This window comes from Rhodopirellula sp. MGV (assembly GCF_002251265.1).
Classification (GTDB): domain Bacteria; phylum Planctomycetota; class Planctomycetia; order Pirellulales; family Pirellulaceae; genus Stieleria; species Stieleria baltica_A.
The window spans coordinates 158,897-175,860 of record NZ_NPDI01000020.1 but is presented as its reverse complement, the minus strand read 5'-3'; the positions used below and the strand labels follow the sequence as shown (position 1 = coordinate 175,860).

Below are 16,964 nucleotides of genomic sequence, written 5' to 3'. Positions count from 1 at the left end.
TCGATAACCGACGGATGATCTGCAATGACGAAATGGCAACGAAAAGATTGACAGGGACTGAATCGATCGGCTTCGTACGTTGACCGCCAGGGAAGCATCTGGTGAGAGAGGATCGATCCCCGGCAGCCGCCCCGAAGTTGATTCAGGTCATGTCACACGCCGGCGATCGGGGTGGCGTTTCTAACGTTTCCCGACCCGCCCGCCGGTATGCGACGCGGTAAAGATAAACTAACAGGTCCCCCGTCTGCGCGGTAGAGCAATCTTTTCAAATTGGGGTGATCACACTGCACTCCAATCGAGCTCGCTGAACCAAAATTCAGCGGCAATCACCGCATCAATTTGGTGTGCGACTAGCGTTTCGCGAGATAGATCGCTTCACCGGTAAAGATGCGACGGAAGTACTCGTCGGTATACAGCCGCCACCCCACTGCGGGATCGCCAATTTTCCAAAGTCCCTGTGGCGTTCGGCCAAGCACCATCACGGCATGAGCTTCGCCATCGGTTCCTAACAAACGTCGAACCGGGTCATTTCGCTCGCCACCCCGAAAACAAACAACCGCCAAATTTGGCAACTGCCCCGACGCGTTCCAAGTCGTCGGATTGTCACTGGCAACCGAAACGTTGTACCGACTTCCATCGATCGCCAATCGTAACCCCCTCACCAAACCGAGTGAGGATGTCCCCTGGCTGGATGTCAAACAGAGGTTCGCCATCATTGCTTCTGATGATCGGCCCTCCCATCCGAGCTGTCGTTTCGCTCGGTCAAGCATCGAGTGGTGACGCAAAAGCGTTGCCGCAGCGGCGGGGCCACAACTAGCTCCATCGCTTTGCAAACAAACGTTGTGATCCCAATCAGCTTCTTCGGCGATTGAGATCGGATACAGATTGGGACGCATGACGGGCTGCAATAAAAACGCTACCGCCAAAGACAGCATCGCAAGCGCGGTGACGCCTCGCCAACTTGGCCGCAACGCACAGACATGAGTCGCTAACCCGGCTGCGAAACACAGAAACACTGGCAGCCAATTCGACCAGCACATTGCCGCCGGATTAGGAATGGCGCTAGCCCAAAAAAGACGATTCGCGAGACCGAATGCGAAGACCAGCAACAGAAGAATGCATTCGATCAACAACAGCGGGCGGGTGCGATAGACCGACAGCGAAAGCTTCCACCCGGCGATAAATGCCAGTCCAGAAACCGCAGCGATAAACGCGATTGCCACCCAAAGATCCATTACATACCCGTTTCCGCTGCCAGTTCAAAATCACAAAGCCAAGCGACGGTGCCGTGATGCATCATTGATGCCAATCTCCGGCACTCCATTAAGAAACGGTTAAACGAGTGTGATGTGCAAGTTCAGAATGGCAGCAGACCGGTCATTTTGCGGGAAAACCTGCCACAAACTTACCCGGACAACCAAAACGGGGGATTGCAACCTGTTCAAAAATCCCCCGCCCACTGCCAACGGATGAACTCGACTGCCCGACATCCATGCAGAGGAAGACAGACAACAGGCGAAACGAACTCCTCACCTGGAAATCTTCTCGATAGACGTTTGCCGACGACTCAGTTGGAAACCATGTCGCGATTTCGGCTGGCCCCCACTGTCCAGTCGCAATCTGAAGGTACTCGATGATCGAAGCTGACTGCTCCGACGACTGCCACTCCGTCCTTGGACGCATTCGTGAAATCAACCAACCTGTCTTTCCCAGCGAATCTGTTGCTTGAACCATTTTTGAACCTCGTGTTTAAAAGCCACTTGCCTGGGCTCAGATTCGGCGATTCGCGTGACACCGTTGGTCAGGCGCGAGAGGTGGCGACTTGACGTGGTTGCTGGGCGGCACGGGCCGGTATCAACAGAGGGGATTCGATTCACCAGAACGTCGTCCGGAGCGTCATTTTGCGGCGTTTGACAGACCTCACGACCTCGATGACCGGAACCACTGCCCACGCGTGATCAGGCTTGTGCATCCGCTTGGTCGGATTGCGAAGGATATGACGTGCGTGAAAGATCTCGCGCATTAAGATTGATAGACAATCCCGGTATTCGGTCAGGTACCATCCGGCCCACTTATCGTTCGAGAAATAGGCATTCTGAAGCGCCATCACACTGGCGTCGCCTTGATCGATCCTTCTCTGGAACTTGGAAACGTCTCGATGGCAATCTCTCGCTTCCTTACTCGACACAACGCCGCCGCACTGGCGTTCGTCAATCTCGTCGCGTTCTGCAACCTTGGCGTCACCACTTCCGATGCTGCCGATCCGACGCCCGATACCGTGCTCGAGTCGACGACTGCCGAGACCACTCAATCGCGTTCGCCAATTGAGATGATCAATTACTACGTCGAACAGGGCTGGACGGATTACGAGATCAGTCCTGCCAAAGAAGCCGACGAATTGATTTGGTGTCGCCGCGCTTACTTGGACATCATTGGTCGTATCCCAACGATCGAAGAAATGCAGGCCTTTATGGCGGACCGAAAATCGGAGCGACATGCCAAGCTGGTCGAACGCCTGCTTTATGACGACCGTTACACCGAAGAATACTCCAATCACTGGGCGACCGTTTGGGCCAATCTTTTGATCGGCCGCAGTGGCGGGATGGATCGGGGAGACCTGACCAACCGCGACGGCATGATGAAGTACCTGCGGGATAGCTTCGCCGAGAACAAACCGTACGACCGCATGGTCTTTGAACTGGTCACCGCCGAAGGCACCACCAAACCCGGTACCGAAGGCTTCAACGGTGCTGTGAATTTCTTAGTCGACAAAGTCAACGAAGAAAAAGCGGTTTTGGCAGCCAGTAGCGTGTCACGGATTTTCCTGGGCCAGCAAGTCCAATGCACCCAGTGCCATAACCACCCGTTTAACGATTGGAAGCAACAAAAGTTCTGGGAGTTCAATTCGTTCTTCCGCCAAACGCGTGCCCTACGTCGTTTCGTTGACGGGACTCGCGATATCGAATTCGCTGAATTGGTCAGCGAGGACTTTGCCGGTGAAGCGGGTGACCCTCGCGACGCATTGGTGTTCTACGAAATGCGAAACGGACTGACGCGTGTCGCCTATCCGGTGTTTACCGATGGCACCGAAATCGGCCGCAGCGGATTTGTCGAAGACGTCAACCGACGCGTCGAACTTGGCCACTTGATGCTAAATAGCGAAGCGTTGGATTTAATGGCCGTCAATCGCCACTGGTCGATGTTCTTTGGACACGGCTTCACACGGCCAATTGACGACATGGGTCCACACACCAACCCGTCACACCCGGTACTGCTTGAAGAACTCGGCGCTGCATTCCGCAAGTCCAGCTACAACATCAAAGAACTGATTACTTGGATGACGCTCAGCAAGCCGTATTCGCTGGCTTCCACGCTTGGCAGCAACAACACGATCGATGACCCATCGGTCGGCGAAACGCCAAAGTTTTCGCGTTTCTACTTGCGTCAAATCAGCGCCGAACAACTGTACCAGTCGCTGCTCACACTGTCGGGCGGTAACGCCGAAGGCACCTACGAACAACAAGAACAAAAGCGACGCGAATGGATGCGTCAGTTCGTTGTCACCTTCGGAACCGACGAAGGCGACGAGGCGACTACGTTTGACGGTTCGATCCCACAAGCACTGATGCTGTTCAACGGCGACTTGACCAAGAACGCGACGCAAACCAAACCGGGCAGCTTCTTGGCCGAAATCGGAACCAGCGGGAAAACCGCCACCGACCGCTTGAACCGGCTGTACCTCGCCGGACTTGCCCGCCGCCCCACCAAACGTGAAACCAAATTGGCAGGCGATTTGTACCGCGCCAACGGCGGTGATGAAGCCGAAATGATGCAGGACCTCTGGTGGGCAATTCTGAACAGCAACGAATTCATCATGCAGCACTGATCAACAACTGCCTGGGTTCAATTCAAGATCTCAGACGTTCATCTAATACCGAACCATAACTTTTCTTTCGATAGGCCACTCGCGATGATTTCGAACTGGAAAACGCCAAACGGCATGACCCGCCGGCACTTCATGAACCACATGGCCGGAAGTTCCGCCGCCTTTTCCGCTGCCATGACCCTGGGTAACGCGATCCAGGCCAACGCAGACGAGATGCGAAAGAATCACAAGTCAGCCATCATGCTCTGGATGGGTGGCGGGCCTCCGACGATCGACATCTGGGACCTCAAACCCGGCGCACCAACCGGGGGGCCATTCCGTCCGATCTCGACCACTGGCGACGTGCAAATTTGCGAGCACATGCCCATGGTCGCAAAGCAAATGCACAACCTGTCGATCGTTCGCAGCATGTCGACTCGCGAAGCCGACCACAATCGCGGCCGCTACTACATGCACACCGGGTTTGTCCCCAACCCCAACATCGAGCACCCCGGCTATGGTTCGGTCGTGGCGCACGAATTGATGGCCCAACGTCCGCAACTAGAAATCCCACCTTTCGTCACCATCGGCGGTGCCAGCAGCGGCCCTGGATTCCTTGGCATGGCATGGTCACCGTTTGCCGTGACCAGCAACGGACGAATTCGCAACCTGAACATGAACCTGGACGACAGCCGCCTTCGTCGTCGCATGTTAGCCCTGCAAGAAATCGAAGCCGGATTCGCCAATCGCACCAATGACACCCCGGCAACTGAACACGGCAAAGTCCTAAAGAAAACGTTTGACCTGCTCACCAGCAGCCAAATGGAAGCCTTCCGGGTCGAGAAAGAAGACGAGAAAACCAAAGAACGCTACGGGAACGACGGTTTCGGCCAAGGTTGCTTGCTAGCCCGACGCCTCGTCGAAGCCGGTGTGCCGTTTGTCGAAGTCGACCTCGGCGGCTGGGATTTGCACAACAACGTCCACCAAACGCTGTCGAACAACAAATTGCCGCAGCTTGACCGGGCAATGAGTGCACTCGTCGAAGACCTCGAACAACGCGGACTGCTGCGAGACACCGCGATCATCTGGATGGGTGAGTTTGGCCGTACCCCAAATATCAACCAAAACGCCGGACGCGACCACTGGGCGCGAGCTTGGTCGTGCGTTGTCGGCGGGGCCGGAATCAAAGGCGGTCTGGGCGTCGGCGAAACAAACAGCGACGGAACTGAGGTAGAATCAGAACCGTTCCGCAGCGAAGACCTGATGGCGACGGTTTGCGAAGGACTGGGTATCTCTTTGGACACCACCTTTATGAGCAAAAACCGCCGTCCGATGAAAATCGCTAACGGAGGAAAAGTGATTACCGAACTGGTGGCCTAAACGCCCGGTGGATAAAGTCAGCTTGGGCGACCTGTCGCCGAACTCGACTGGGCCGAAGACGTTCTCGATGACTCAGTCAAACGATCCCAAACGCTCAACACCCAACTCCGATGAGGAGGGTGCCAGGGTGATGTCGACCGCATCGAGGCAGTCGCAATCCGTCAAGGAAGGTTCATTGCAAGGCAATCAGTTGCAAGCCGGCGAACTCGTCCGCCGCCACCAACGTGGCGTGTGGCGCTACCTTCGCATGCTCGGCTGCGATGAAGCGACTGCGGACGATTTGACGCAGGAGACGTTTTTGCGAGTCCTTCGCCGAGACGACTTTGTTCAACACAATGACGGGGCAACCGCAGGTTATTTACGGCGCACCGCATACAACCTGCTCGTTTCCCGCCACCGAAAATTGGGGCGTGTGCAAACGATCGCCGAGCCCGAGTTGCTGGACGAAACCTGGGACCGCTGGGCCGGCAAAGACCTCTCCGGCGACGCCGCCGTTGAAGCCCTCCAAGAATGCTTTCAACGATTGACCGAACGGGCACAAATCGCCTTGCGAATGCGATTCGACTCCAGTTCCAGTCGCGTTGAAATTGGTGAAGCTCTCGGGATCACCGATCACGGGGCGCGAAATTTAATGCAGCGAGCCAAACAACAACTGAGGCTTTGCGTCGAAGAAAAATTGCAATTGCTGGACGAATGATGGCGACTTCAAACAACACCCTACCGAATCCCGATGATGCCGATCCGATGATCGACGCATTGTTGGTCGAATTTATCTCGGGTGATCCCAGCCGACGACGCGAACCACCAGATCTGTCCGCCGCAATTCTGGAACGACTCGCCGCCGATAGCTCGAACCGTCAACCGCCGTTGCCGAAACCCGCAAATGGCCGACGACGACTGGATGTGGACGGTCGCCCTTTGGCACCCCCAGTTCACAGCGGATCGTCCGTCACGGTGACACCTGACAAGGACCATGCCCAAGGCGAAGTTGCCGACGAATCCGACTTGGTCGTCGATTCATTGCTGAAAGAATTTATCTCCGTCGATCCTGGCAAACGCAGCTGCCCGCCAGACCTGACCGCGGCCATCCTGTCTCAGCTGAAGCAACCGTTGGTCACCACTCCGGTCACCCGCGCTAGACGCGAGCGGTTGTCGCTGATCAAAACACTTTCCGCGATCGTCGCGATCTCGGCTTGCGTGGCTGGCGTCGTCTTCCTTGGCCCTTCGGCAACAAAGCCACCGAACCCAACTCAAAATACATCGGCGCCACTCGCCGCGATTACCAAGCCGGTCCCAGAAGAGAACGTTGCGGTGGCGTCTCCGCAACAACAATCACCTTCACTCGATCCCAAACCAGACGATCGACCACTCAAAGGCATCCGGCTGGATCCTGAACCGTCGCCCGGCCCTTCCGCGGTTGCCGACGCTGAACCTCCGAGCAGCAGCAACACGATCGCCTCGACCGAAAATGTCGTTGTCGGTCACATCGAACGGATCGCCACAACGACCGAATCGATCGCACGCGAATATTGGAAATCAATCGGCGTTCAGCCGACTCAGCGTGCCCCCAACCAAGACTTGATCGCCCGTATCGAACGACAACTTGGTGTCAAACTATCCGAGGAGGCATTCTCGGATCCGCAGCAAATGCGACTCGAATTGGCGAGTCCAAACCACACCCAACAGATTGCCAAACGTTGGCTTGCTCTATCGGCCGACTGGGGTGTTGCCGCGGTCGACACCGATGAAAACCAAGCTTTGATCCAGGAACTGTCGCAAGGTTTTTCGGGGGATCGCCCGATTGATACGACACTTGTCAGTTTGATTTCAGGCAAAAGCGAACATTCCGGCGCTTGGTATCAAACGATCGGACGCAACGGCTCCGAAGGCATCGCGCGTCGCCTGGCAAGCCTATCGATGAACGCCGACCTTCGCTGCGTCCGCTGCCACGATTCGATGATTGGACGCAATGGGACGCAAGACGATTATTGGTCGTTCGTTGCCATGGTCCGCAGTTACGTGCATCGCGATAACGATCGCTGGACCGTGAGAGACGAAAGCCATCCGGTACCTACGTTTTTCGAATTGATCGATGGACGTCAACGACTGGCCACACCCAACGCAAGTGAGCACCTGACCGGACAAGTCGCAATTGACGACTTCCAAGCCTGGACGCAAACGCTGCGAGGAAGCCAACAACTTTCATCAAGCTTGGTGGATTCGCTTTGGAAGCTGGTCCACGGTCGCCCATTGCAACCGTCACCTGTCGACGCGTTCGCACCACCGATCGATGATTCGCTCAATGAGCTTCACCGGGCACTCGCCGATGACTTGCGAGCAAGCGGGTTCGACCTTGCACGCACGCTGTCGCTGATTATCAGTTCGCCGATGGCGACCCGAAGCGTCCCGCAAGAGCTTCAATCGGAAACAATCCTGACCACCAGTAACGACGTCCGTAGCCGTGCACTTGATCTCGTGACGGCCTATGCGGCTGCAGTCGATTCGCCTCCGTCATCACGCGGTGACCGCATCGAAGTCGCGATGCAACACAGTGGCGGACGGTTGCTCGACGACGGAACATTGCTTGCTCAACCGCTGTTGATTAGCCCTACCTCGCGAGACGTTTCGGCAAACCGCAAACCGTCGCTCTCACGAAGCGACCGTATCAGCATCGATTACCCAGGTGACGATTCCGAAATGCCGGTTTCCTGGATCCACTCCATCGATGACTTTGACCAAAAAGTCGAACACTTGGTCTACCTCGCTGGCGGATCACAAACACCTGAACGGATCAACGAAGTCGCCAAGCAACTTCGCGAAAATGGCACCGAAGCCGCGGCACTGAGCCGGATCTGGTGGATCCTCCGTTAACGATCAGTCCTTGAGCAACTGGTAAAGTTTTGCTCTTGCCAAACGCCAGTCGCGTTCGACGGTTCCTTCGCTAACGCCTAACACCTCGGCCGTCTCGGGAATCGACAGCCCCGAGAAAAACCGCAGCTCGACAACTTCACGCTGACGCGGCGACTCTTTCTCGAGTGCATCCAACGATGCATTGAGATCTTCGAACGCGCAACCGTTGCTCGTTTCGAAGTTGTCCAAAACGATATCCAGCGATCCACGTTCGTAATCCCCGCCGCGCTTGACCGCATTTCTCTTGCGGGCGTGGTCGATCAGAATTTGCCGCATCGCACGGTTGGCAGAGGCAAAGAAATATCGCCGATCGGTTGCATTGCCGATCGCATCCGAATCGAGCAATCGCATGCAAGCTTCGTTCACGAGCGCGGTCGCTTGTAGCGTATGGTCCGCACGCTCACGCCGCATTAACGCCGAAGCCATCTGCCGAAGCTCCGATTGCAATTGCTGAAACAACTGCTCTTTGACCGATTCGTTGCCACTGCTCAACTCACGCAACAAGATCGAAACGTCATGCGGAGGTTGATTCATCGTAAGAACTCCGGTTCGGATAACTTTGCAGTCGAATCGCGCGAGGCGACATTCGTGAGTGCACGAGCATAAACGATGCTCCGGAGTGCTGCACTGACGATCTAGCCGCCTTGGCCTTCGATTTCGCCAACCAAGAATTCCAACACCGCATCGACGAGCCGATTGCCACAGGCATCATCAAAGGCGACGAACATTGGGAAGGAATTGACTTCCAGGAACACGGGCTGTTCGAATTCGTGCCGACAACGAAAGTCGAGCGCGCAATAATCGAATCCTAGCTCTCGGACCAATTGCGTTGTTTGTGTGGCGATTTCGCCGGGCACGTCGATCGCATGAACCGACACGGATCCGTCGGTTCGATAGTCAACCGCATCCGTTCTCAGATGAAATGCAAACAGCTCACCGCCGATTGAAAACACACGAATGTTTTCACCAGCCAATCGCTGCTGAACGAATAGCGGAGCATCGTATGGCGATTCCTGGAGAAACCGGTCGATTGCGTAGGCATGGTCTCCACCGGCAAGCGGCTTCACGATTGTCGAATCCGGATCGGGATGCGACGCCAAAGGACTTGAGTCGCCGATCACGATCGTTTCAGGAATTGCCATCCCGCATTGTCGAGCGATTCGCAAATTGCGGGACTTGTTGTTCGCGTCGCCTGCTGTGCGACGATTCAACATTTTGATTTCGGGCCACGCCAACGCGAACGACTCACCGAGGTCAAACACCGCATGACTTTGCCTCGAATCCGATCCGAAAACGTTTTGCCTTAGATAGATCGCGGAGGGGCGTAACGCTTGGTTGCCGAGGTCGATGACCGGGCGTTGGAAATCCCAAGCCATCAATCGCGATTCGCTGTGATCCGAATCCCAAAACACGTAGTCGATCCCACGCAGGTGTGCTTGATCGACGACACGGCAGGTATTTGGATCCGACTCACCACCGATGATCAGCAACCGACACTCTTTCACATCCATCGCGTTACCACCGACGAAATCCGTTCCAAAGCCGTGGCAACAGCCGCCGCTCAGGCATGCTTGGCTTTCCCCACCCTCGCCCCTCTTCGCCAACCGCAAGCGTTGTCATTGGTACTTGTTTAGCGGGCTTTGATTCCTCACCGATCGCCTTGGTGGTCACCTTGGGAGGATTCGGGTTGGTTGCCTCTTCGCCAACCGCCATGGTGGTCGGTGTTGTCGTCTTTGGAGGGCGGCTTTCTTCTCCGATTGCCATTGTGGTCATTTTGGATTCTTCGCCAATACGCTCGGTTGTCGGCGTCTGAGGACGCTGGGAAGGAATCCCTTGCTGCCCGCCTGGCGATCGCACCGGTGGATCGACGTTTGGTGGGTCGAAGGTTGGCGGGTCCAGCTGCGGCGGTGCCGGATTCGCTGGAGAACCTTCCTCGCCAATCGCCATCGTGGTCATTCGCGGCGGGTCGGCAGACGCTTCTGTTTGATTGAGCAACGCATAGGCTGCCGCCGACGTCGCGCCGGAAAGTACAACGCGGCGCAAAAAATCACGTCTCGCAAGCTTTCCGCTTTTTAGGTCTTCAACGAGTTGTTGAAGCGTTTGGTTTTCTGAAGTCGGCATGTTGAGAGCTACTCGTCGTGTTCGAAAGTTCGATCGTCCATTAATTACTACAGCAAAAGAACCGAACGCATCCAATTTGAATTCGATGCGTTCGGAAAAAACGTTTGTTTTTGTTAGCGTCTGCGGGACACGCGGCCTCGGAAGATCGTTTTCCCCGGTGTCGAACGCTGGAACATGCTAGATACGATTCCTCCGCTTGGTGCACCGGTGGTCAAGCCTGAGGGATAGTAGCCGCCGGAGTTGCCACGGTTGTCGACCGCTTCGGCCGAGGACCGACCATACGTCCCCCATGTTCGCGACTGGGCGTTTGCTCGTGCGTTGGCCCAATTCCCATTTGCGATGGCGTTGCTGTCGCTGCGAGAAAAACCGTTGACGGTGCGTGCGACGGAGGTCGAATGCGATCGTGCGGCCCAGCCGTTTGCCGATGAGTTTCCGTTGCTGATCGCGACGCCACCATGCGAGATCGCGGCACTGCGTCCACTGGCAAAACCACCATTGCGACCGTCACCCGTCATTGTCGATCGAGCGTATCCGCCGTGTGTTGCCACCGCCCCGGCATGCAACCGAGTGCGTCCACGACCGTAGGCACTTGAGACCGCCGTCCCGCCGCTCGAAAAACTAGACGCGGTGACCTGTGCTTCTGCGCTTCCCGCAACAACAAACCCAGCGAACAAAGCAATCGCGACAGCCATTTTTGTAATCATTTTCATCGTTCAATCTCCAACCCATGAAAAAGGTGTCAGGTACCTTTTTCGGTTCAGAGCAAAAAAGGTACCTGACACCTTTTTTCCGAGAGGACGGTTTAGCGACGGAAGGGGATGAAGTTTCGGGTGCGGCTTTTGGAGTACGCACGGGTGCGATTGCCGAAGCCGGTCGAGGTGCTTTGGCCAAACACGCGGCCGCCTGGAAGCGTGCCGGTTTGCCCGCCGCTGATGACGCGTCGGTTTCCACCTTGACTGACCACACCGCCGTGGCTGATGTGCGCCCCGCCACGACCGACGTTCAACTGGACGTTGTGGGCTGCTCCCAAAGGACCACCGCCAACGCCGACGGTGTTGCTCAATGCAATCCCGCCTGGGCCCGCACCGACCGCAAATCCGTGTCCGAAATCCACGCCGTTGCGGCTGCTACTGCGGCTTTTGCCAAATTTGAACAGGCCGTTCGCGTTGGCCCCCGCCCCGACGCGTCCACGGCTGACGTCAACCCAAGATCCGGCCGACTGGGCCGATGCAGAAGAGGCAAGTACGGCGGACGCGGATGCGACAACCAACATTGCCAGGATGGTTTTGAAGATGCGTTTCATGAGAGTTTTCCAGTGTGTGTGAGTTTCGGCGTTCGACTTACACGTCGCTGCCTTTCACACACACCTGCGAGACTCTCGCCCGCACCCCTTAACCGATTCTAGAAAAAGTTTCCTAGGCCACTGCTGTCACGGATTTTTCGGCAAATCCGGGTGCCATGTCGGGGCCGCATAGCGCAGTGCGAGCTCCAATTCTTTCACTTCATCAGGCTGACTTGTCCGCCGGGCTACATCCAGAAGCGACAAAAGTGGCCCGGTCTGCAATGCCAGCGGAAGTTGATCAACCACGGATCTCTCACGAGAAAACGTGTCCTTCGTTTCGGTCGGCGATTTCGATCGCCAAGCCAAATGGGCGGCAAGCTTTGCGACCACGGGGCGATCTTGCTGTGCAGCAAGTCTCGTCAGCGCCGCCTCGGCTGCAGCACGATACTTCGGTGACCGAATCAGCCAGCTTGCCGCGACCAGTTTGACAAGCAACGATTCCGACGAAGCCATCGCGGCGGCAGGCTCGAACAAATTGTCGCCGGCAACGCCCGTCCAATCGACTGGTACCAATGCAATGACAAACATCGGTAGCGGTCGCTTGTCGAGTTGCTTGACCAACTCAAGTGCGATCTCGCCTCGCCCACTTCGCATCGCCGCTTGCGAAGCCAACATCGACAACCACTGCTGTCGCCATACCGCAGGCCGCGATTGAGGGTCTGGTGAGCTGACAACATTCACCAGCTCCGTCAGCGCTTTTGTCATCTCGCCATCACGAAACGATTGGATTGCACGCTGTTGATCATCGGGAACCTGCAGCAACTCCGCCGAAACCAACCGAGCGGCCGCGTATCGCTCAGGCACGGACTGACCTGCGGTGATGATTGACACCTGATCTTGGTCAAGCGTCTGCAACTGGCCGGTCAGTTCCAACAATGCGTGAGGGTACCATTGCGTCGGATCGCCATTGTTAACTGCGCGTTCGGTCGGTCCGAGAATCAACCGTACGCCGCTGCGCGATTCAGGCACGTCTTGAGCACAAAGCTGTGGCGAACCGATCACCAACGCGACGGCCATCACCAATCCCGCTGTGGTTGCCGGAGGTAACCATCGATCGCATTGACGAGACAAAGACATGAACGCTGCCGTTGGTGGCGAAGATTTCCCGAGGTCACTTGCTAGGGCTGCAAGCGATTGACGTCAACGTATTGATACTCGCCATCGTTCATTGCGGCTAGCTCCTTCAGGAACGTCCCTGGCGACGATGCAGGCTGACTGCCGAACTCGATGGTATGGATCGTCGTTCCGTTTCGTTGTGCCCGATCGGCGATCATTTGCAATTCCAAATGCGACAATCGAGGCATGTTAGCATCGGTCAAAAAGAAGATCACATCGGGCGACATCCGCAGTGCCATCAACAACGCGCCTTTGTGCTTGGTACCACCAAAGGCTCGGATCGATTCGACGTATCGCTCCGCCCGTTTCAAATTGGATTCGGTTCCTTCTACCAACGTCAGCGCCATCCCGGCAGGCTGAAACGGCTTGACATTCTCGTTGTAGAAAATGATCTGGAACTGTTGGTACTCCGACAACGACTGCAAGCTTTTAATCAGTTCTTCTTTTGCACGACGAAGTGGGCGTCCCCCGTAGCCATTCATGCTATCGCTGCGATCGAACACGTACACAAATCGCGAGCCAGTGCCTGAAACACCAAACAATCGGGCAGTCGTTTCCGCACCCATTGGTCCGACCGGTTGGCCACCGGTTCCCTGGCCGACCGAATCGCCTTGCAGTGTCGTGTCGCCAGCAACCCCGGAACCGCTTACCGGTGCGGGAGTCGACTCCATCGCTGACAAAACACCTGCCAAGTCGATCGGCGGTGAAAGATCGGCAGGAGGTGCGGCAGCCGCAGAGGCCGCGGACGCGTCGGCGGTCGTCTGGTCCGTGGTCTGGTCGGATTGTGGCTGAACCTCTTCGTAGGCATCCCTGTCAGGCAAACGATGAACCATCGCCAAACCAATCGCCCGATCGTTGGTTTCACCCGTACCGCGAGGTGCCGCGCGAAGCGACAAAACGATGGCGGCCAGTACAATCAGGTGCAGCACCAAAGAAAACAACAATGGCGGTGCTTGCTTGGTCCGCACCTCTGGAACCGACGTCAATTCGGCGTTTCCTGGTGGTTGCGGCGGCATCACAGTTTTCGACGGCGGCTTGGCAGAATCGGTTAGGTTTGTTGATCGCTTCACGAATTGAGCTACATCCCGAGCAGACAGACCGGTTCCCCGGTTAACAGACCTCGAAGAATGAGAAATCGGCAAGAAATCCGTGCCAAGCCGGTCCTGATGTGGTTCTCAATATTCGTCGTTGAAACTAGGTTATCCCGTTCGATTGTCCCATTGTAACGTCAACCACGGGCAGCGAAAAATGCACGGGCAAGGTTACGCTTCGGTTCACAACCGCCGCACCGCCCCGACAGCCCTCACCGCCATCGCGGGGGGAACCTGCGTTTCGCCCGCCTCAACCGGAGTAACATTGTGAGCGAAGCTCGTTTCCTGTTTACAAGCGAATCAGTGAGCATGGGGCACCCTGATAAGCTCGCTGATCGGATTTCAGACGCGATCCTCGATGCACTTTTCGAGCAAGATCCGATGAGCCGTGTCGCCTGCGAAACGATGGTGACCACCGGCGTCGCGATCATCGCCGGCGAAATCTCGACCGAAGCGAAAGTCAACTACGCTGATATCGTTCGCCAAACCATCAATGAAGTCGGCTACACCGACGACCACATGGGCATCTGCGGCGACACCTGCGCCGTGATGGTCACCCTGGACACGCAGAGCCCCGACATCGCTCAAGGTGTGAACTCCGATAGCGACAGCGGAAAAGACATCGGCGCTGGCGACCAAGGCCTGATGTTCGGCTACGCCTGCAAAGACACCCCCGAATTGATGCCGCTGCCGATCGCGTTGTCGCACCGCATCATCAACCGCATCACCGAAGCTCGCTTCAACAAAGAAGTTTCGTGGTTGCGCCCCGACAACAAGAGCCAAGTCACCGTCGAGTACGTTGGCAACAAGCCCGTTCGTATCGACACCGTCGTGGTCAGCGCACAGCACGACCCAGATGTCAGCAACGAAGACATCAAAAAGTTCATCATCGACGAAGTCATCAAACCTTCGTTGCCAGCCGAACTGGACAAGGGCGACATCAAATACCACATCAACCCCACCGGCAAGTTTGTCGTCGGTGGCCCCCACGGCGACTGCGGCCTGACCGGCCGCAAGATCATCGTGGACACCTACGGCGGTTGGGGCCGCCATGGTGGTGGTGCATTCAGCGGCAAGGATCCAACAAAAGTTGACCGCAGCGCGGCTTACATGGCGCGATACGTTGCCAAGAACATCGTTGCTGCCGGCCTGGCCGAACGCTGCGAAGTCCAATTGGCGTACGCAATCGGCGTCAGCGAACCCGTCAGCGTCCACGTTGACACCGAAGGCACTGGAACCGTCGCCGACGAAAAGCTCTGCGCACTGGTTCGCGAACACTTCCCGCTCTCGCCAGCCGGAATCATCGAGCACCTGAAACTTCGCCGCCCTGTGTTCAAAGCCACGACCTCTGGCGGACACTTCGGACGCGAAGGAGACACGTTCACCTGGGAAGCGACCGACAAGGCCGACGCCCTTGCCGCTGCTGCCAAGTAATCGAGCTCGAAATCAGCAACGGGGCTGAAACCGGCCCCGAAAAACCACCGCTAGCCGGTGACGTCCAACCAACGGACGTCGCCGGCTAGTTTCATATTGGCAGAATTTACCAGCTGCCACATCAGCCGCTTGCTTGTCGCTCCAAGGCAAATCTTCGTATAACCTTGGACCACAGACCTCGGAAAGCGACACGCCCAACCGAATCTCTTCTTTTGCCACCGCTGCGAGCCACCCGGAAGGCATCGCGGCCAAACCGTCCATTCCATGCCGCATCCGCCAACCAAATTGACCGAGCAACATCGCCACACCAGCGATCCCGCTACGTCAGCACGATTGGCTTGGTCCTCCGACATCCACCTAAATCATGCCAACCTGTCGGCATGGGATCGATGGATCGAAATGCACGGCGAACCGGAATTGTCCGGCCTCATGATCACCGGCGACCTCTCCGAAGCAGAAGACGTCTACTTTCAACTCAGCCGCATCGCAGAAACGTTCAGCCTGCCGATCTACTTCATCCTCGGCAATCACGATTTCTACGGCTCATCGGTTGCAGCGACTCGGCGGATTGTGACTTCGATGACGCGGAATCAGCCCAACCTGATCTACCTGACCGACAGCGCGCCGGTTGAACTCAGCCCCAATTCGTTCTTAACAGGCGATGACGGATGGGGTGACGCCACGGTTGGCGATTACGACAATTCCCCGGTGCGGCTCAACGATTTCGCACTGATCGAGGACTTCTACAAAGTTGACCCGACACACTGGAGGGGCAAGCTCGAGCAGCTTGGAAAAGATTCCGCGTTGCGACTGAAATCCAAACTCGATTCCCTACCGCAGACAGCACGCACCGTCCACGTTGCCACACACGTCCCGCCGTTTCGTGAAGCATGCTGGTACAACGGCCAAACGACGGATGACGCCTGGGCACCGTTTTTTGTCTGCGGGCACATTGGCAATGTGCTGCGCAACTATGCGAATGAGCATCCCGAGATTGTCGTTCGCGTGTACTGCGGCCACACCCATAGCTGCGGTGTTGCAAGTATCAGTGACAACCTGACCGTTTACACGGCGAGTGCGACATACGCCGAGCCGAAGCTAGAACGCGTCATCAGTATCTAACTGCCCGCTTCGCGCCAGCGACACGTTTAAACGGTCCAGGAACTGGCCGCCGAAAAATCATCTTAAGCGCGCAAACAAAAACCCCACTTGGCAACGTCGCCACGCGGGGTCTTTGAATGTACAACCGATCGGGAATTCGAGCGATCGAGCGGAGGGGTAAGGCGAACTACTTGAGTTCGACCGAACCGCCTGCTTCTTCGATCTCGGCTTTGATTTTCTCAGCTTCTTCCTTTGGAGCGCCTTCTTTGAGGGTCGCAGGAACGCCTTCGACCATCTTCTTGGCTTCCATCAGCGAAGCGCCGGTCAGGTTCTTGACGACCTTGACGACGTTCAGCTTCTTGTCGCCGAAGCCGGTCAAGACGACATCAAAGTCAGTCTTTTCGACTTCTGCAGCAGCAGCTTCGCCACCGCCACCACCTTGCATGACGACGGCTCCGCCAGCAGCTGGCTCGATGCCGTGAACGTCTTTCAGGTAGTCGCTCAGTTCTTTGGCTTGTTTCAGGGTCAGTTCGGCGATCTTGTCGCCCATCGATTTGGTATCGTCGCTGTATTCAGCAACAGCTGCACCTTCTTCACTCATGAC

At 56.5% G+C, this 16,964-nt stretch carries 15 protein-coding genes; 6 read left to right on the top strand and 9 right to left on the bottom strand.

The annotated features are described in order from the left end of the window. Positions 1-350: 350 nt before the first annotated feature. Positions 351-1,235 (bottom strand): hypothetical protein, encoded by an 885-nt coding sequence (locus CGZ80_RS06820; RefSeq protein WP_094412652.1) that lies wholly within the window; start codon positions 1,233-1,235, stop codon positions 351-353. A gap of 1,094 nt (positions 1,236-2,329) precedes the next feature. Between CGZ80_RS06820 and CGZ80_RS06805 the strand changes: the two genes are divergently transcribed. The 4 genes from CGZ80_RS06805 to CGZ80_RS06790 all read left to right on the top strand — a co-directional run bounded on the left by CGZ80_RS06805 (position 2,330) and on the right by CGZ80_RS06790 (position 8,116). Then, positions 2,330-3,886, top strand: coding sequence for a DUF1549 domain-containing protein (locus CGZ80_RS06805; RefSeq protein WP_233148277.1), 1,557 nt, complete (start codon positions 2,330-2,332; stop codon positions 3,884-3,886). 84 nt (positions 3,887-3,970) lie between these two features. Next, positions 3,971-5,245 carry a DUF1501 domain-containing protein gene (locus CGZ80_RS06800; protein ID WP_233148273.1) on the top strand — a complete coding sequence of 425 codons (1,275 nt, stop codon included), beginning with the start codon at positions 3,971-3,973 and terminating at the stop codon, positions 5,243-5,245. 67 nt (positions 5,246-5,312) lie between these two features. Further along, positions 5,313-5,942 (top strand): RNA polymerase sigma factor, encoded by a 630-nt coding sequence (locus CGZ80_RS06795; RefSeq protein ID WP_233148272.1) that lies wholly within the window; start codon positions 5,313-5,315, stop codon positions 5,940-5,942. Next, the gene (locus CGZ80_RS06790; RefSeq protein WP_233148271.1) at positions 5,939-8,116 is read left to right on the top strand and encodes a hypothetical protein; all 2,178 of its coding nucleotides are present in this window, start codon (positions 5,939-5,941) and stop codon (positions 8,114-8,116) included. The genes CGZ80_RS06795 and CGZ80_RS06790 overlap by 4 nt, the downstream gene beginning before the upstream one ends. Before the next feature lie 3 nt (positions 8,117-8,119). Here CGZ80_RS06790 and CGZ80_RS06785 read toward each other — a convergent pair whose 3' ends face one another. From CGZ80_RS06785 to CGZ80_RS06755, 7 genes are all read right to left on the bottom strand, one after another. Beyond that, positions 8,120-8,689: a sigma-70 family RNA polymerase sigma factor gene (locus CGZ80_RS06785; protein WP_094412644.1), complete on the bottom strand. Its 570-nt coding sequence runs from the start codon at positions 8,687-8,689 to the stop codon at positions 8,120-8,122. 101 nt (positions 8,690-8,790) lie between these two features. Then, the gene (locus CGZ80_RS06780) at positions 8,791-9,666 is read right to left on the bottom strand and encodes a RimK family alpha-L-glutamate ligase (RefSeq protein ID WP_094412643.1); all 876 of its coding nucleotides are present in this window, start codon (positions 9,664-9,666) and stop codon (positions 8,791-8,793) included. A 4-nt stretch (positions 9,667-9,670) separates the two neighbouring features. After that, positions 9,671-10,276 carry a hypothetical protein gene (locus CGZ80_RS06775; RefSeq protein WP_094412641.1) on the bottom strand — a complete coding sequence of 202 codons (606 nt, stop codon included), beginning with the start codon at positions 10,274-10,276 and terminating at the stop codon, positions 9,671-9,673. 113 nt (positions 10,277-10,389) lie between these two features. Next, positions 10,390-10,986 (bottom strand): hypothetical protein, encoded by a 597-nt coding sequence (locus CGZ80_RS06770; protein WP_233148270.1) that lies wholly within the window; start codon positions 10,984-10,986, stop codon positions 10,390-10,392. 92 nt (positions 10,987-11,078) lie between these two features. Continuing rightward, the gene (locus tag CGZ80_RS06765; RefSeq protein WP_094412639.1) at positions 11,079-11,579 is read right to left on the bottom strand and encodes a hypothetical protein; all 501 of its coding nucleotides are present in this window, start codon (positions 11,577-11,579) and stop codon (positions 11,079-11,081) included. A 126-nt stretch (positions 11,580-11,705) separates the two neighbouring features. Then, positions 11,706-12,695, bottom strand: coding sequence for a hypothetical protein (locus CGZ80_RS06760; RefSeq protein ID WP_143543781.1), 990 nt, complete (start codon positions 12,693-12,695; stop codon positions 11,706-11,708). A gap of 41 nt (positions 12,696-12,736) precedes the next feature. Beyond that, the gene (locus CGZ80_RS06755) at positions 12,737-13,750 is read right to left on the bottom strand and encodes a VWA domain-containing protein (protein WP_094412635.1); all 1,014 of its coding nucleotides are present in this window, start codon (positions 13,748-13,750) and stop codon (positions 12,737-12,739) included. A gap of 342 nt (positions 13,751-14,092) precedes the next feature. Between CGZ80_RS06755 and metK the strand changes: the two genes are divergently transcribed. Both metK and CGZ80_RS06740 read left to right on the top strand, forming a co-directional pair. Further along, positions 14,093-15,259 (top strand): methionine adenosyltransferase, encoded by a 1,167-nt coding sequence (gene metK / locus CGZ80_RS06750; protein ID WP_198953641.1) that lies wholly within the window; start codon positions 14,093-14,095, stop codon positions 15,257-15,259. A gap of 264 nt (positions 15,260-15,523) precedes the next feature. After that, entirely contained in the window at positions 15,524-16,381 is an 858-nt protein-coding gene (locus CGZ80_RS06740; RefSeq protein ID WP_094412630.1) for a metallophosphoesterase family protein, read from the top strand. Between the two features lie 166 nt (positions 16,382-16,547). Here the strand turns inward: CGZ80_RS06740 and rplL are convergent, their stop codons facing one another. Next, complete coding sequence (gene rplL / locus CGZ80_RS06735; RefSeq protein WP_094412628.1) at positions 16,548-16,961, bottom strand: 50S ribosomal protein L7/L12; 414 nt, start codon at positions 16,959-16,961, stop codon at positions 16,548-16,550. Between the last annotated feature and the right edge of the window lie 3 nt (positions 16,962-16,964).

What these genes read in the sequence shown, in the direction of transcription:
- CGZ80_RS06790 (WP_233148271.1), top strand. Translation starts at nt 5,939, where the DNA reads ATGATGGCGACTTCAAACAACACCCTACCGAATCCCGATGATGCCGAT.
- CGZ80_RS06805 (WP_233148277.1), top strand. Translation starts at nt 2,330, where the DNA reads ATGATCAATTACTACGTCGAACAGGGCTGGACGGATTACGAGATCAGT.
- CGZ80_RS06765 (WP_094412639.1), bottom strand. Translation starts at nt 11,579, where the DNA reads ATGAAACGCATCTTCAAAACCATCCTGGCAATGTTGGTTGTCGCATCC.
- CGZ80_RS06780 (WP_094412643.1), bottom strand. Translation starts at nt 9,666, where the DNA reads ATGGATGTGAAAGAGTGTCGGTTGCTGATCATCGGTGGTGAGTCGGAT.
- CGZ80_RS06795 (WP_233148272.1), top strand. Translation starts at nt 5,313, where the DNA reads ATGACTCAGTCAAACGATCCCAAACGCTCAACACCCAACTCCGATGAG.
- CGZ80_RS06800 (WP_233148273.1), top strand. Translation starts at nt 3,971, where the DNA reads ATGATTTCGAACTGGAAAACGCCAAACGGCATGACCCGCCGGCACTTC.
- CGZ80_RS06755 (WP_094412635.1), bottom strand. Translation starts at nt 13,750, where the DNA reads ATGCCGCCGCAACCACCAGGAAACGCCGAATTGACGTCGGTTCCAGAG.
- CGZ80_RS06760 (WP_143543781.1), bottom strand. Translation starts at nt 12,695, where the DNA reads ATGTCTTTGTCTCGTCAATGCGATCGATGGTTACCTCCGGCAACCACA.
- CGZ80_RS06785 (WP_094412644.1), bottom strand. Translation starts at nt 8,689, where the DNA reads ATGAATCAACCTCCGCATGACGTTTCGATCTTGTTGCGTGAGTTGAGC.
- CGZ80_RS06775 (WP_094412641.1), bottom strand. Translation starts at nt 10,276, where the DNA reads ATGCCGACTTCAGAAAACCAAACGCTTCAACAACTCGTTGAAGACCTA.
- CGZ80_RS06820 (WP_094412652.1), bottom strand. Translation starts at nt 1,235, where the DNA reads ATGGATCTTTGGGTGGCAATCGCGTTTATCGCTGCGGTTTCTGGACTG.
- CGZ80_RS06740 (WP_094412630.1), top strand. Translation starts at nt 15,524, where the DNA reads ATGCCGCATCCGCCAACCAAATTGACCGAGCAACATCGCCACACCAGC.
- CGZ80_RS06770 (WP_233148270.1), bottom strand. Translation starts at nt 10,986, where the DNA reads ATGAAAATGATTACAAAAATGGCTGTCGCGATTGCTTTGTTCGCTGGG.
- rplL (WP_094412628.1), bottom strand. Translation starts at nt 16,961, where the DNA reads ATGAGTGAAGAAGGTGCAGCTGTTGCTGAATACAGCGACGATACCAAA.